We start from the raw sequence: 15,452 nt of genomic DNA on the forward strand, positions 1-15,452 counted from the left end.
CGGTTCGGCTCAGGACACGCCAAGAGGATTTGCCGATGCTCAAGTCAATCAAGGTACGTGATTACATGACCCGTAACCTGGTGACCTTTCGTCCCGATATGAACCTGTTCACTGCCATCAATCGCATGCTGGAACACCGTATTTCCGGTGCGCCGGTGGTCGATGGGCAGGGCCACCTGGTGGGGTTGCTGTCGGAGGGTGATTGTTTGCGCGGCATTCTTTCCGGTGCTTATTACGAGTCGGCTGGCGGTGATGTCAGCGCTTACATGACCACGGATGTCGAAGTGATCTCGCCCGAAGCCGACATAATCGAGATATCCGAGCGTTTTCTGCGCGGTCGCCGCCGGCGCTTGCCGGTGGTTGAGAGCGGTCGTCTGATTGGCCAGGTCAGCCGCAGTGATGTGCTGCGAGCGGTCAAGGAGTTTGCCCAGCATGATCAGGGGCGCATGGGGCTCAATTGATGGCTGGAGGGGTGACGCATGAGTGATCCGCACGAGCGTGGTACCGCTACGGCACCGCCGATAGTCGGCGAGGGCTGTACGCAACGTTATGATCCCCAGGCCCTGGACCCGGAAGATGGCACCGAGTTTGCCGATGCTGCCGAGTTATGGCGTCAGTTGCAGCAAACACCGGCGGCAACCGATCCACAGAAATGACAACGGGGCGCTCAGTGAGCGCCCCGTTGCTTTTATGTTCAGCACGTCCATGTGCTTTACCCCTCAGGGCCGCCGCTATATGACGTTAAAGTCGATCAGATACGGAAGCTGTCAACCAGTTGCTTGAGGCGCAGTGCCTGTTGCTCCAGGTCGCCGCAGGCGCGCAGGGTGGCGTTGAGGTTTTCCACGCCCTCCTGGTTGAGGGTGTTGATTTCGGTGATGTCCATGTTCAGCGCCTCGATCACCGAGGTCTGTTCTTCGGTGGCGGTGGCTACCGATTGGTTCATGCCATCGATCTCGCCAATACGCTCCGTGACGCTGCTCAGGCGGGAGCCGGCCTGGTTGGCGATTTCCACGCTTTCTTCGCTGTAGCGCTGGCTCTCCGTCATGGTGGTCACCGACTCGCGCGAGCCGACTTGCAGCTCCTCGATCATCTTCTCGATTTCCTGGGCCGACTCTTGAGTGCGGTGCGCCAGGTTGCGCACTTCATCGGCCACCACGGCAAAGCCACGACCTGCTTCACCGGCGCGCGCCGCTTCGATGGCGGCGTTGAGTGCCAGCAGGTTGGTCTGTTGGGAGATGCTCTTGATCACTTCAAGAATCTGCCCAATGTTCACCGTCTTGCTGTTGAGGGTTTCGATATTGCCGCAGGAAGCGCTGATTTTGCCGGACAACTCATTCATCGCCTGGATGGTTTTTTCCACCACCTGGCGGCCGTCTTCGGCCAACTGGCGTGCATCGGAAGCCTGGTTGGACGCGTCGGCGGCGTTGCGGGCAATTTCCTGGGCGGCGGCGCCCAGCTCATTGATGGCAGCCGCCACGCTGTTGGTGCGACTGGCCTGTTCATCCGAGTTGATCATCGACGAGTTGGAGGCGCCGACTACCAGCTTGGCGACTTCGTTGACCTGGCTGGTGGCCGACGACACTTCGCGAATCGAGCTGTGAATCCGTTCGACAAAGCGGTTGAAGGCATTGGCCAGGCGGCCGAATTCGTCATTGGACTGGATGCTCAGACGCTTGGTCAGATCGCCTTCGCCCTGAGCGATGTCCTCCATGGCCTTACCCATGACATTCAGCGGTTGCATCAGCACGCTGATCAGCATGCTCAGCAGCAGAATGATCAGTACCACGGCGATGATGGTGGCGATGATCGCTGAAGCACGGAACTCGCTAAGCATCGAGTAGGCTTTGCTCTTGTCAACGGACAGCCCAACGTGCCAGCTCACCGAAGGCAGGCCTTTGACTGGAGCGAAGGTGAGTATGCGGGTTTCGCCGTTGAGCACGGCTTCGCTGAACTCGCCGCTGATCCGTGGGGTGTTTTGTGGGTAGACCTCGCTGAGGTTCTTCATCACCAGGGATTTGTCCGGGTGCACCAGAATCTTGCCGTCAGCACTGACCAGAAAGGCATAACCCATGCCGGCAAAGTCCAGCGAGTTGATGATGTCGACCAGGGTGGTGAGACTTAGGTCGCCACCGACGACCCCTGCCGCCTTGGCGGGTGTGGCAATGGTAATGATCAGCTCGCTGGTGGCAGCGTCGACGTAGGGTTCGGTGAGGGTGCTACCCCCTGCGGCCATGGCGTCCTTGTACCAGGGGCGTTGGCGCGGATCGTAGCCATCCGGCATTTTCTCGTCCGGGCGCATGGTGAAACTGCCATCGGCGCTGCCCAGATAAGTGAAGGCGAAGGTGGAGGTCAGCACCTTCTGCTCCAGTAGGCCGGTCAGGGCTTCACCGGAAGCGTCGCGGGCGACCGATTGAGCAACGTTTTCCACCAGCAGGATTCGTCCGGATAGCCAGTTAGAGATGTTGCTGGCGGTAACATTGCCCATTTCCTGCAGATAGCTTTCCAGGTCTTCCCGGATCGCATTGCGTTGCAGGTAATCGTTGTACAGGGTGAACAGGGAAAAGGCTGCGATGACCACCAGCGCGGCGGCGAGCAGAATCTTGTGGCTGAACTTGAGGTTGTTGGTCATGGCTTCTTGCGTCCGGTGAGTTCTGGCATCAGTCTTGTGCTGATGTACGGCAATCGCTGTCGCAGAGGCTGCGGCAATGCTGATTATGTCGGCCTGATTGCAGTAAAGCTTTAACCACGGAGATAACAAGATGGCAGAACTCGACCCGTTTGTTGTGGGGGCCGATCCACAGGGCCTGCCGGTGGGGCAGCCGCTGCGCCTGGCGAACCGCCACGGGCTGATTGCCGGTGCAACGGGCACCGGTAAAACCGTGACCTTGCAGCGCTTGATTGAAACCTTCAGCGATGCCGGTGTGGCGGTGTTTGCCGCTGATGTCAAAGGCGATCTCTGTGGTCTGGGGGCCGCCGGTGCACCGCAAGGCAAAGTGGCCGAGCGGATCGCCAGCATGCCCTGGCTCAACCACCAGCCGTGCGCTTACCCGGTCACCCTGTGGGATGTGCACGGCAAGAGTGGCCATCCGCTGCGTACCACGCTGAGCGAGATGGGCCCATTGCTGCTGGGCGCGCTGCTGGAGTTGACCGACAGCCAACAGGCGGCGCTGTATGCGGCGTTCAAGGTGGCGGATCGCGAGGGTTTGTTGCTGCTTGATCTGAAAGACCTCAAGGCGTTGCTCGCCCACCTGAAAAACCACCCTGAAGTGCTCGGTGAAGACAGCGCGCTGTTTACTTCGACATCTTCGCAGGCCCTGCTGCGCAAGCTGGCCGGGCTGGAGCAGCAGGGGGCCGAGGCGCTGTTTGGCGAGCCGGCACTGCAACTGGAAGATATTCTGCATCCTGATCGAGACGGGCGCGGGCGTATTCATCTGCTGGATGCCAGCCGTTTGGTGCATGAGGCACCGAAGGTTTATGCGACTTTCCTGCTCTGGCTGTTGGCGGAGCTGTTCGAGCAGTTACCGGAACGTGGCGATACCGACAAACCGCTGTTGGCGCTGTTCTTTGATGAGGCGCATTTGCTGTTTGCCGATACGCCCAAGGCCTTGCAGGAGCGCCTGGAGCAGGTGGTGCGTCTGATCCGCTCCAAGGGCGTGGGTGTCTACTTCGTCACGCAGTCGCCGGGCGATCTGCCGGATGCCGTGCTGGCCCAGTTGGGCCTGCGTATTCAGCATGGTCTGCGCGCCTTTACCGCGAAAGAGCAGAAGTCGCTGCGTGCAGTGGCAGATGGTTTTCGCCCCAACCCGAGTATCGACACCCTGGCAGTGCTGACCGAGTTGGGCATTGGTGAAGCGCTGGTTGGTACGCTGGAAATCAAGGGCACCCCGGCCATGGTGCAGCGAGTCGCAGTGGCGCCGCCGCAGTCGCGGATCGGGCCGCTGAGTGAAGCCGAGCGCGCGGCGCTGATCCGCCAATCACCGCTACTGGGGCGCTATGACAAACCGATCGACCGTGAATCAGCCTATGAATTGTTGATGGCCCGCGCCGAGCAGGCTGCTGCGCAGCAGGCCGAACAGGCCAAGCCCAGTGCGACCAGCAAGAAGGCTGAGGGCAATAGCCTGGGCAGTGCGGCGGGCGAACTGCTCGGCGGTTTGGCCAGTCAGGTGGTGAAAACCGCCATGCGCCAGGCCGCCAACCAGATCGGCCGGCAGTTGGTACGCGGCCTGCTGGGTTCGCTGATGGGCGGTAAAGGGCGTTGAATACCAGGCCATCCCCGTGCGGGGATGGCCTGTGAACCTCGCGTCAGCTGGCGGCCTCGTCGGCTTTGCTGCGCAGTTCCTTTTCGATTTTTTCCAGCTCTTTTTCAAACGCTTGGTCAAGAAGGTTGGCCTTCTTGCGCCACGGCTTGCGCTCGGGGTCCGGTTGAGCGGCGTAGGTGATGACTTCCCCGCCGTAAACATCCTTGTAACGCTGCGCCTGGCGCTCGAGTTCAGCGCGCAGTTCGTCTTTCGTCACGTAGTTACCCATGGTCTTGAAGCTGAAGTGTTGGCTGAATGTCAGGTGGTGCCTGAGCATTTGAGGCGGCCAATCAGGTTTGATTTGCGAGCTTATTAAGGCAGGGCGAATAGTTTCAGGGGCTATTGCCGCCGTATATAAACCCTTCAACGCGTTATTTAAAGGGCTGCTTAGTGCGCGCCGGGTAATTATGGCGATGCCAGGTTAAATGTCCAGCCTGCCAAGGACTGGCATAACGCCGCAGGGCTGTTGTTGTGAGGCGGCTTAGGCAGCGTTATTCGATATGGCTTTTCTGTTTCATTGCATATCTATTTGATTTTTATGAGTCTTCAATGGATTTAATTTGACGCCAAATTTGCGGCGTGGTCGCCGCATTAATTCGATACATCGCCCGCCTTCGCAACGCTTATACACACGGGCGTTAGATGTTGGCTGAGCAGTGAGGCATTAACCAATTGCTCGGGTAATGGCTTATTTCGCCATGCGGGGTTGTGGCGGCAATAAATCTGATGCACCTGCTTATCTACGGTTCATATTGGCCTGCGTGGGGTATATGCCGCCATTTACTGGTGGCATGTTCACAGAGTACATCCGCCGTGGTCTTGAAATACCTTGCAACCTCTGCGCGATTGAGGAAATTCATGCGTCTCTCTACATTTGCCCCCGCAACGCCGGGCCCCTCTGACAGCTAAGGATGGTCTGAAGTAGCCATGTATTTCCCCGGCATACCACCTAGCGCAACTTTTAAACTCGCCAAATGATCAAAAAACAATCAATTCGACGAGTATTTCTTACGTTTTCGCCACCCGGACCCCACTCCGGTGGCCATTTCCCGCATTACAGGCGCACCTCTCCTGCATTCGTCAGTAAATGTCGGCGCGCCATCCACAGGTTCGACAGAGCGAACAGTGTCACCAGTTGCGCCGTGTTTTTGGCCAAGCCGCGAAAGCGCACCTTGGTGTAACCGAACTGGCGCTTGATTACCCGGAACGGATGCTCGACCTTGGCGCGCACCTGAGCCTTGGCCTTTTCAATCTTGCGCTTGGCTTTGTACAGCACGCTGCGCTTATCGAGTTTTTTGTAGGTGCTGCGGCGTGCCGCCACCTGCCAGATAACTTCACGTCCTTCATGCTCGGGCCGCTTTTCGACACCGGTGTAGCCTGCATCGGCGCAGACCACGTTTTCGTCGCCATGCAGCAATTTGTCCACCTGGGTGACATCCGCCACATTGGCCGCCGTGCCCACTACGCTGTGCACCAGACCCGATTCGTCATCGGCGCCGATGTGGGCCTTCATGCCGAAATAATACTGGTTTCCCTTCTTGGTCTGGTGCATTTCCGGGTCGCGCTTGCCGTCCTTGTTCTTGGTCGAACTGGGCGCATTGATCAGCGTTGCATCGACGATGGTGCCCTGGCGCAGCGACAGGCCGCGGTCGCCCAGATAGCCATTGATGACAGCGAGGATGCCGGCCGCCAGCTCGTGTTTCTCCAGCAAGCGGCGGAAGTTGAGAATGGTGGTTTCGTCGGGGATGCGCTCCAGGTTCAGCCCGGCAAACTGGCGCAGGATCGTGGTTTCGTACAGCGCTTCCTCCATCGCTGGATCGCTGTAGCCGAACCAGTTCTGCAGCAGATGCACACGCAGCATCGCCATCAACGGGTAGGCCGGACGGCCACCTTCACCCTTCGGATAATGTGGCTCGATCAAAGCAATCAAGCCCTTCCACGGCACCACCCGATCCATCTCGATCAGGAACAACTCCTTGCGGGTTTGCTTGCGCTTGCCAGCGTACTCGGCGTCGGCGAAGGTCATCTGCTTCATCGGGAAACTCGGTGGGTGGGGTCGCGGTATTTTGCCAAATCAGAAAGTCTTTTTCAGAGTTTCCCTAACCGCTGCCATGTCGGAGTTGCAGTTTGTACAACTTCGACACTTAGAGGAGGGGCTCATGACTGCCCTAGAACCGTTCTTCCTGGCCGAATTTCTCGGCACTGCCACCTGGTTGTGGCTCGTCTTTATCAGCATCGTCATCAGCCTGTTGGTCTTTGACCTCGGGGTGCTGCACCGTGAGCATCGAGAAATTGGCGTTCGCGAAAGTCTGTTGCTGTCCGCTGGCTACATCACCGCTGGTCTGCTCTTTGGCCTCTGGGTCTGGCAGGTCAAGGGCGGTGACGCCGGGATGGATTTCTACACCGGCTTTCTGATCGAGAAGTCGTTGTCGATGGACAACGTATTCCTCATGGCGATGATCTTCAGCTTTCTGGCCATCCCGCGTAAGTACCAGCACGAGGTGCTGTTCTGGGGCATCCTCGGGGTGATCGTGCTGCGCGCGATCATGATTGGCCTGGGCGCTGCGCTGATCGCCGAGTTCAGCTGGATTCTCTACGTGTTCGGCATCTTCCTGCTGCTGACTGGGGTGAAGATGTTGTTCAGCAAGGTCGATGCCCATCCTGACCTCAGCGAAAACGCGCTGGTGAAGTTTCTGCGTAAACACATGCGAGTGACTGATCGCCTGCATGAAGGGCGCTTCTTCGTCCGTCAGGCGGATGCCAGCGGTAAATCCGTGCTCTGGGCGACGCCGTTGTTCCTGGCCCTTGTGCTGATCGAGTGTGCCGACCTGGTGTTCGCGGTGGACAGTGTGCCGGCGATCTTCGCCATTACCCAGGACCCTTTCATCGTCTACACCTCGAACATCTTCGCCATCCTGGGCCTGCGTGCTTTGTATTTTGCCCTGGCAGCGATGATTCACCGTTTCGCCTACCTCAAGTACGCCCTGGCGCTGGTGCTGGTGTTTATCGGCGGCAAGATCTTCCTGGTGGGCATCATCGGCAAGATCCCGGCTGTGATTTCCCTGAGTGTGACCCTGGGTCTGCTGTTGGGTGGTGTGCTGCTATCGCTGTGGAAAACCCGTGGCCAGGCCCCAGCTGAGCCGCAGGCCTGAATGCAAACCGGTGGCGGCCGCAGTCGGCTGCCACCGATCAAATTGGCAACACTGAGTAATGGAGACAATGATGAACAAAACGCTGCAAATGACGGCTCTTGGGCTGCTGCTGGTTGGCCTGGTCGGTTGTGACGCTGCCGAGCAATCGGCGCAGAAACTCGCCGAGAAGGCGGAACAGGCGGTGCAGGATGTAGCCCGCGAAGCGGTCGACGAAACCTTGCAACAACTCAACAAACAGGTGGACGAGGTTCAGCAGTCGACCAATGAGTGGCTGGGCAAGCCTGCCGAAGACGCGCAGCCGGATGATGCGGTGAAAGAGCAGCCGCCGGCCCGCGAGTCAGCGGAGCCAGTCGACAGCACGGCGGTAGAAACCTGAGGCCGCTCAGGGTGTTTTGCTGAGCGCCTCACAGCTGGGTGCGTAGTTCTGCTGGCAGGCACTCTGGAATAAGGCCCTGGCCTGCAGTGGATCGCGCGGTACGCCTTGCTCACCCGCCAGGTAGAGGTTGCCGAGGATGTGCTGAGCCATCGGGTTGCCGCCCGCCGCCGACTGGTTCAGGTATTTGAGCATCTGCTGCGGGTTGTTGAACTGCGGGTTGTCGCGGCCTGTGTATAGGTAAGCCAGGCTCACCGCCGCCATGGCGTGGCCCTTGTCGGCGGCCTGTTTCCACCAGTGTTCGGCCTGCTTGAGGTCTTTGGGCTGGCGGACGAAATACAGACTGCCGAGCTGGAACTGGCTGTCGAGGTCGCCACGGTTGGCCTGACGCTGCAAGTCAGCCTGGGCCGCGGCGGCATCGTGCTGCCCGGTATCGATCTGGGTTGCTGGCGGCTGAGAGGGTGGTGTGCTGGCACAGCCGCCGAGCAACAGCCCGCTGCACAGCAGCGTTGCGAATAGATAACGAAGCACCATGCGTGGTGTTCTCCTGTGCTGAGTGGGTCGTTAGCAGCAGACTGCCTGTGCGCCAGCAAGTTGCGCCTAGATACAATTCATATCAGTTTGTCGCTTGCAGCGTTTCCCTGTGTGCACAGAGCTGCGATTCTTGCAGCCAGTCGCCACCATCGGCCTGCGAGGCACCCATGCAGATCAGCTCCAACTTCGACAGCGGCAATATCGAGGTTATCGACGCCAGTAACCCAAAACAGGTGTTGTTGGCCATTCGCCCTGACCTCAACAGCGCGCATTTTCAGTGGTTTCACTTCAAGGTCGAGGGCTTGCAGCCCGGCCAGCGTTACGGCTTCAGCCTGAGTAACGCTGGCCAGTCGTCCTATAAAAATGCCTGGAGCGGCTATCACGCCGTGGCGTCCTATGATCAGGTCAACTGGTTCCGTGTGCCCAGTCGTTTCGAGGACGGTGCGCTGAATTTCGACATCGAGACGCAGCAGGCGCAGGTCTGGTTTGCCTATTTCGAGCCTTTTAGCCGTGCGCGACATGACCAGCTGATCGAGGACGCACAGCGCTTGGCCGGCGCCGAGTTGTTTGCCACGGGGCGCAGTATTGAAGGGCGCGCCATCGAGTTGCTGCGCATCAGTCGCAACCCTCAGGCGCAGCGCAAGATTTGGCTGATTGCCCAGCAGCATCCAGGCGAGCATATGGCCGAGTGGTTTATGCAGGGGCTGATCGAGCGCCTGCAACTGACTGATGACGCCGAGCTGAGCGCGCTGTTGGAACAGGCCGATCTGTACCTGGTGCCAAACATGAATCCGGATGGCGCGTTCCGTGGCCACCTGCGCACCAACTATGCCGGGCGCGACCTTAACCGTGCCTGGCAGTCGGCGAGTGAGGCGGACAGCCCCGAGGTGTATTTCGTCCAGCAACAGATGCGCGCGGTGGGTGTGGATCTGTTTCTGGATATCCATGGCGACGAGGAAATTCCTCATGTCTTCGCCGCTGGTTGTGAGGGTAACCCCGGCTACAGCCCACGCCTGGAAAGACTGGAAGAGCAGTTCAAGCAGTTGCTTGTGCAGCACGGGGCCGAGTTCCAGACAGTCTTTGGCTACCCGCGTGACGAACCCGGCCAGGCCAATACCACCCTGGCCTGCAATGCGGTGGGGCTGGAGTTCGACTGTCTGGCATTCACCATCGAGATGCCGTTCAAGGACCACGATGACCGACCTGACCCGAGCACGGGCTGGAGTGGTGCACGTTCGATGCAACTGGGTAAGGATGTACTGAGCGTGGCAGCCGCCATGGTTGGGCAGCTGCGCGACCAGTGACTCCGTAGCCCGGATTGCATCCGGGCTACGTTTGGGCTGTTTTAGCCGCGGTAATAACGCTGCGGTACAAACGGAGTCTTGGCCACTTTCATCGCCACGCGTTTGCCGCGCACCACGGCCCATACTTCGGTATCCAGGGCGATATGGCTGTTTTGCAGATAACCCATGGCCACCGGCGCAGCCAGGGTTGGGCCGAAGCCGCCGCTGCATACGCTGCCGATCACAGTGCCATCGGCATCGACGATTTCCGCGCCTTCACGCACTGGCACACGTTCCTGCGGCAGCAGGCCGACGCGCTTGCTTGCTACACCTTCTTGCTGCTGGGCGAAGATGCGCTCGGCGCCGGGGAAGCCGCCCGCACGGGCGCCATCGGCGCGGCGTGGTTTGGACATGGCCCACAGCAGGCTGGCTTCGATTGGTGTGGTGCTGGTGCTCATGTCGTGGCCATACAGACACAGGCCTGCTTCCAGGCGCAGTGAGTCGCGCGCGCCAAGGCCGATAGCGGCTACTTCCGGTTCAGCCAGCAGGCTGCGCGCCAGGGTTTCACAGTGTTCGGCCGGCACCGAAATCTCGAAACCGTCTTCGCCGGTGTAGCCGGAGCGGCTGACGTAGCAATCGACGCCGAGCAGGCGCACCGCGGCGAATTGCATAAAGGTCATCTTCGCCACTTCTGGGGCCAGGCGCGCCAGCACGTCGACGGCTTTCGGGCCTTGCAGCGCCAACAGTGCGCGTGCTTCGAACAGGCTTTCGATCTCACACTGGCTGCCGATGTGCTTCTGAAGGTGGGCCAGGTCCTGCTCCTTGCAGGCGGCGTTGACCACCAGGAACAGCGTGTCATTACCCAGGTTGGCGACCATCAGGTCGTCGAGGATGCCGCCGTTATCATTGGTGAACATGGCGTAACGCTGCATGCCCACCGGCAGGTCGATGATGTCCACCGGTACCAGGGTTTCCAGGGCCTTGGCGGCATTCGCGCCGCGCAAGACGATCTGACCCATGTGCGAGACATCGAACAGGCCGGCGGCGTCGCGGGTGTGCAGGTGTTCCTTCATCACGCCCAGCGGGTATTGCACTGGCATGTCGTAGCCGGCGAACGGCACCATGCGTGCACCCAGTTCAAGGTGCAGGGCGTGTAGCGGGGTTTTCGCCAGGGTTTCAGTGGTCATGCGGTTCTCCAGTAGGGTGCGCCATGCGCACCGTTGCAAGGGTTTGGTGCGCGCGGCGCACCCTACAAATCAGCATTCGACAATATTCACGGCCAGGCCGCCGCGAGCGGTTTCCTTGTACTTGTTGTTCATGTCAGCACCCGTCTGGCGCATGGTGCGGATCACTTTATCCAGCGAGACAAAGTGCTGGCCGTCGCCGCGCAGGGCCATGCGTGCGGCGTTGATGGCTTTTACCGAGCCCATGGCGTTGCGTTCAATGCAAGGCACTTGCACCAGACCGCCGATGGGGTCGCAGGTCAGGCCAAGGTTATGTTCCATGCCGATCTCGGCGGCGTTCTCCACCTGGTTGACGCTGCCGCCGAGCACTTCACACAAGGCCCCCGCAGCCATTGAGCAGGCCACGCCGACCTCGCCTTGGCAGCCGACTTCGGCGCCGGAGATCGAGGCGTTTTCCTTGTAGAGGATGCCGATGGCAGCGGCGGTGAGCAGAAAGCGCACCACGCCGTCGTCGTTGGCACCGGGGATAAAACGACTGTAGTAATGCAGCACCGCCGGCACGATACCGGCTGCGCCGTTGGTGGGTGCGGTGACCACACGCCCGCCTGTGGCGTTTTCCTCGTTCACCGCCAGGGCGTAGAGGTTGACCCAGTCGAGCACGCTCAGGGCGTCGCGCAGGTTGGCTTCCGGGTTCTTGCACAGTTGGCGGTGCAGGGCGGCAGCACGGCGTTTGACCTTGAGCCCGCCGGGCATGATGCCTTCGTTGCGGCAGCCGGCTTCGACGCAGTCCTGCATCACCTGCCAGATCTGCAGCAGGCGCGCGCGGGTTTCCGCTTCTGGGCGCCAGGCGGCTTCGTTGGCCAGCATCACCTGGCTGATCGACAGCTGGTGTTCGGCGCAGTGTGCGAGCAACTGCTTGCCGGTGGTAAAGGGGTATTGCAGGGCCGTCGTGTCTTCGACGATACGGTCGGCCCCGGCGGCCTGCTCATCGACGACAAAACCGCCGCCCACCGAGTAATACTCGCGCGAACGGATCTGCAAGCCGGCCGCGTCGAAGGCGCGAAAGATCATGCCGTTGGGGTGAAAGGGCAGCGGCTTGCGGATCATCGCCAGGTGCTGCTTCTCGATAAAACGGATGGGCTTTTCGCCGAGCAGCTTGAGTTCGCCGTTGCTGCGGATGGTGGCCAGGCGGGCGTCGACGCTGCCTGTGTCGACCGTGTCCGGCTGTTCGCCTTCCAGGCCGAGCAGCACCGCCTTGTCGCTGCCGTGGCCCTTGCCGGTCGCGCCGAGGGAGCCGTACAGCTCGACTTTTACGGCATCGGTTGCGGCCAACAGTCCATCGCGGCGCAAGCCTTCGGCAAAGCGCACGGCGGCGCGCATCGGGCCCACCGTGTGCGAGCTGGACGGGCCGATGCCGATCTTGAAGAGATCAAAAACGCTCAGTGACATGTTTGCTCCGACTGCGTGTTTTGCTGCCACCCTTGTGGGGCGGCTTGGCTGCGGCGCGCTGGGTAACCGCGCCGATAGTGGCAAAAACTGCGTACCGTCCTAGTCAGCGTAGACCGGGACGCTGGCGCACAGGTCGGCGACCTGCCCACGGACAGGCTCGATTCGTACGCTGCTATCAGTTAGCGGATGGCTGTGCTTGCTGAACATGGTGAGGCCCTCTGGTTTTTATATGAGGTGCAGCGAACCCGCCTCGGGTAGAGGTGAGTCGAAAATTGGGGAGAAAGCAGCCTGCGGCCCGGAGGTATTCCGGGCCGCAGGCTGTTATCACGCGTCCTGGTACGCCTCGATGGACGGGCAGGCGCAGATCAGGTTGCGGTCGCCGAACACGTTGTCCACGCGGCCGACCGGCGGCCAGTACTTGGCCTCGATCAGGCTGGCAACCGGGTACACAGCCTGCTCGCGGCTGTAGCCGTGAGTCCATTCGCCGGTCAGTTCCAGGGCGGTGTGTGGGGCGTTTTTCAGTGGGTTGTCGTTGGCGTCCAACTGGCCAGCTTCCACCGCACGAATCTCGTTGCGGATGGCGATCATGGCGTCGCAGAAGCGGTCCAGTTCTTCCTTGGATTCGCTCTCGGTCGGCTCGATCATCAGGGTGCCGGCCACCGGGAAGGACATGGTCGGGGCGTGGAAGCCGAAGTCGATCAGGCGCTTGGCCACGTCATCGACGCTGATGCCGCTGCTGTCCTTGATCGGGCGGATGTCCAGGATGCACTCGTGCGCCACCAGGCCGTTGGCACCCGAATACAGCACGGGGTAGTGCTCTTCCAGGCGGCGGGCGATGTAGTTGGCGTTGAGGATGGCCATCTGCGAGGCGCGCTTGAGGCCTTCGCCACCCATCATGCTGATATACATCCAGGTGATCGGCAGGATGCTGGCGCTGCCGAACGGCGCGGCGCTCACCGCACCTTCTTTACGGGCCATATGGCCGTGGCCGGGCAGGAACGGAATCAGGTGCTCTTTCACGCCAATCGGGCCGACGCCCGGGCCGCCACCACCGTGCGGGATGCAGAAGGTCTTGTGCAGGTTCAGGTGGGAGACGTCGCCGCCGAACTTGCCTGGGGCGCAGAGGCCGACCATGGCGTTCATGTTGGCACCGTCGATATACACCTGGCCGCCGTTGTCGTGGACGATCTGGGCGATCTCGCGGATGCCTTCCTCGAACACGCCGTGGGTCGACGGGTAGGTGATCATGATCGCGGCGAGGCGATCCTTGTGCTCTTCGGCCTTGGCCTTGAGGTCGGCGATATCGACGTTGCCGCTGCTGTCGCAGGCGGTCACCACCACACGCATGCCAACCATGCTGGCGGTGGCCGGGTTGGTGCCGTGGGCCGATTGCGGGATCAGGCAGATGTCGCGCTGATCATCGCCGCGGCTCAGGTGGTAAGCACGGATGGCCAAGAGGCCGGCGTACTCGCCCTGGGAACCGGCGTTCGGCTGCAGGGAGATGCCGTCGTAACCGGTGGCCGCGCAGAGCATGGCTTCCAGTTCAGTGGTCAGCTGGGTGTAACCCTGGCTCTGTTCGGCCGGGGCGAAGGGGTGCAGGTTGCCGAACTCGGCCCAGGTCACCGGGATCATTTCGCTGGCGGCGTTGAGCTTCATGGTGCAGGAGCCCAGCGGGATCATGCTGCGGTCCAGGGCCAGGTCCTTGTCGGCCAGCTTGCGCAGGTAGCGCATCAGCTCGGTTTCGCTGTGGTAGCGATTGAATACCGGGTGGCTGAGGATTTCCGATTCGCGCAGCAGGCCTTTTGGCAGCTTGGCGATTACGCCGGCAGCCAGCTCGTTGAAGGCTGGAACGGCTTTGCCCTCGGCGAATACCGCCAGCAGCGCTTCGACTGCGGCCTGGTCGCTGGTCTCATCCAGGGACAGGCCCAGGCGCTCGCCATCGACTTCGCGCAGGTTGATCCCGGCCTTGCGCGCCGCGGCGTGCAGGGCAGCGGTTTTGCCGCCGGTGGCCAGAGTCAGGGTGTCGAAGAAGAACTCCTGCTCGACGCTGTAACCCAGAGCACGCAGGCCCTTGGCCAGAATTGCGGTGAACTGGTGCACGCGCTGGGCGATCTGCACCAGACCTTTCGGGCCGTGGTACACGGCGTACATGCTGGCGATATTGGCCAGCAGCACCTGGGCGGTGCAGATGTTGCTGGTGGCCTTCTCGCGGCGGATATGCTGCTCGCGGGTCTGCATGGCCAGGCGCAGGGCCGGCTTGCCGAAGCGGTCGATCGACATGCCGACCAGACGGCCCGGCATATCGCGCTTGAAGGCATCGCGGGTGGCGAAATAGGCGGCGTGTGGGCCACCGAAGCCCAGCGGCACACCGAAGCGCTGCGCACTGCCCAGGGCCACGTCGGCACCGAATTCGCCCGGCGCGGTCAGCAGGGTCAGGGCCAGCAGGTCGGCGGCGACGGCGACCAGGGCACCGGCGGCGTGGAAGCGCTCGACCAGTTCGCGGTAGTCGAAGATGTCGCCATTGCTCGCCGGGTATTGCAGCAGCGCACCGAAGTAGGCGCTGGCGTCGGTGATGGCGGCTTCGTCGCCGATTACCACTTCAATGCCCAGCGGCTCGGCACGGGTGCGCAGCACGTCGAGGGTCTGCGGATGGCAATGCTGGGAGGCGAAGAAGGCGTTGCTGGCCTTGTTCTTCGACAGGCGCTTGCAGAAGGTCATGGCTTCGGCAGCGGCGGTGGCTTCATCCAGCAGGGAAGCGTTGGCGATCTGCATACCAGTAAGGTCGCTGATCAGGGTCTGGAAATTCAGCAAGGATTCCAGGCGACCCTGGGAAATCTCTGGCTGGTACGGGGTGTAGGCGGTGTACCAGGCCGGGTTTTCCAGCAGGTTGCGCAGGATCGGGCTCGGCGTGTGGGTGCCGTAGTAGCCCTGGCCGATAAAGGTCTTGAGCTGCTGGTTCTTGGCTGCGATGGTCTTGATCTTGGCCAGGGCGTCGGCTTCCGACAGGCCCGGCTGAGCACCCAGCACGCTGGTGCCCTTGATGCTGTCAGGGATGACGTTATCGGTCAGTGCGTCGATGCTGGCGTAGCCGAGCAGTTCGAGCATGGCCGCGGTATCGGCGTCACGTGGGCCGATATGGCGGGCGATAAATTCGTTCTGGGTGGTCAGCTTGGTCATCA

13 protein-coding genes are annotated in these 15,452 nt (G+C 61.1%); 6 read left to right on the forward strand and 7 right to left on the reverse strand.

Going from position 1 to position 15,452, the window contains the following annotated elements:
- Positions 1-35 precede the first annotated feature (35 nt).
- Together ACSQ17_RS15110 and ACSQ17_RS15115 are read left to right on the forward strand one after the other, a co-directional pair.
- Positions 36-461 carry a CBS domain-containing protein gene (locus ACSQ17_RS15110; protein WP_436069479.1) on the forward strand — a complete coding sequence of 142 codons (426 nt, stop codon included), beginning with the start codon at positions 36-38 and terminating at the stop codon, positions 459-461.
- An 18-nt stretch (positions 462-479) separates the two neighbouring features.
- Entirely contained in the window at positions 480-656 is a 177-nt protein-coding gene (locus tag ACSQ17_RS15115) for a hypothetical protein (protein ID WP_233683851.1), read from the forward strand.
- Positions 657-751: 95 nt separating this feature from the next.
- Here ACSQ17_RS15115 and ACSQ17_RS15120 read toward each other — a convergent pair whose 3' ends face one another.
- A complete protein-coding gene (locus ACSQ17_RS15120) occupies positions 752-2,629 on the reverse strand; it encodes a methyl-accepting chemotaxis protein (protein ID WP_436069480.1) in 1,878 nt (625 codons plus the stop codon).
- 130 nt (positions 2,630-2,759) lie between these two features.
- On the opposite strand from ACSQ17_RS15120, the gene ACSQ17_RS15125 reads away from it, so the two are divergent.
- Complete coding sequence (locus ACSQ17_RS15125) at positions 2,760-4,259, forward strand: helicase HerA-like domain-containing protein (RefSeq protein ID WP_436069481.1); 1,500 nt, start codon at positions 2,760-2,762, stop codon at positions 4,257-4,259.
- A 43-nt stretch (positions 4,260-4,302) separates the two neighbouring features.
- Here the strand turns inward: ACSQ17_RS15125 and ACSQ17_RS15130 are convergent, their stop codons facing one another.
- Together ACSQ17_RS15130 and ACSQ17_RS15135 are read right to left on the reverse strand one after the other, a co-directional pair.
- Positions 4,303-4,515 carry a hypothetical protein gene (locus ACSQ17_RS15130; RefSeq protein WP_233684514.1) on the reverse strand — a complete coding sequence of 71 codons (213 nt, stop codon included), beginning with the start codon at positions 4,513-4,515 and terminating at the stop codon, positions 4,303-4,305.
- A gap of 837 nt (positions 4,516-5,352) precedes the next feature.
- Positions 5,353-6,333: an IS5-like element IS1384 family transposase gene (locus ACSQ17_RS15135; protein WP_010466230.1), complete on the reverse strand. Its 981-nt coding sequence runs from the start codon at positions 6,331-6,333 to the stop codon at positions 5,353-5,355.
- A gap of 124 nt (positions 6,334-6,457) precedes the next feature.
- On the opposite strand from ACSQ17_RS15135, the gene ACSQ17_RS15140 reads away from it, so the two are divergent.
- Together ACSQ17_RS15140 and ACSQ17_RS15145 are read left to right on the forward strand one after the other, a co-directional pair.
- Positions 6,458-7,450, forward strand: a complete 993-nt coding sequence (locus ACSQ17_RS15140; protein WP_436069482.1) for a TerC family protein — start codon at positions 6,458-6,460, stop codon at positions 7,448-7,450.
- 70 nt (positions 7,451-7,520) lie between these two features.
- On the forward strand, positions 7,521-7,826 hold the full coding sequence (locus tag ACSQ17_RS15145) for a hypothetical protein (protein WP_436069483.1): 306 nt from the start codon (positions 7,521-7,523) through the stop codon (positions 7,824-7,826).
- A 6-nt stretch (positions 7,827-7,832) separates the two neighbouring features.
- Here ACSQ17_RS15145 and ACSQ17_RS15150 read toward each other — a convergent pair whose 3' ends face one another.
- A complete protein-coding gene (locus ACSQ17_RS15150) occupies positions 7,833-8,357 on the reverse strand; it encodes a tetratricopeptide repeat protein (protein WP_436069484.1) in 525 nt (174 codons plus the stop codon).
- Positions 8,358-8,524: 167 nt separating this feature from the next.
- Here ACSQ17_RS15150 and ACSQ17_RS15155 point away from each other — a divergent pair, with 167 nt between their 5' ends.
- The gene (locus ACSQ17_RS15155) at positions 8,525-9,661 is read left to right on the forward strand and encodes a M14 family metallopeptidase (protein ID WP_436069485.1); all 1,137 of its coding nucleotides are present in this window, start codon (positions 8,525-8,527) and stop codon (positions 9,659-9,661) included.
- A gap of 41 nt (positions 9,662-9,702) precedes the next feature.
- Here the strand turns inward: ACSQ17_RS15155 and gcvT are convergent, their stop codons facing one another.
- The 3 genes from gcvT to gcvP form a co-directional block, all read right to left on the reverse strand.
- Positions 9,703-10,827, reverse strand: coding sequence for a glycine cleavage system aminomethyltransferase GcvT (gcvT, locus tag ACSQ17_RS15160; protein WP_436069486.1), 1,125 nt, complete (start codon positions 10,825-10,827; stop codon positions 9,703-9,705).
- A gap of 69 nt (positions 10,828-10,896) precedes the next feature.
- Positions 10,897-12,273: an L-serine ammonia-lyase gene (locus tag ACSQ17_RS15165; protein ID WP_436069487.1), complete on the reverse strand. Its 1,377-nt coding sequence runs from the start codon at positions 12,271-12,273 to the stop codon at positions 10,897-10,899.
- Positions 12,274-12,597: 324 nt separating this feature from the next.
- A complete protein-coding gene (gene gcvP, locus ACSQ17_RS15170; protein WP_436069488.1) occupies positions 12,598-15,450 on the reverse strand; it encodes an aminomethyl-transferring glycine dehydrogenase in 2,853 nt (950 codons plus the stop codon).
- Between the last annotated feature and the right edge of the window lie 2 nt (positions 15,451-15,452).

Source organism: Pseudomonas sp. LjRoot71 (genome assembly GCF_964253255.1).
Taxonomy (GTDB): Bacteria; Pseudomonadota; Gammaproteobacteria; order Pseudomonadales; family Pseudomonadaceae; genus Aquipseudomonas.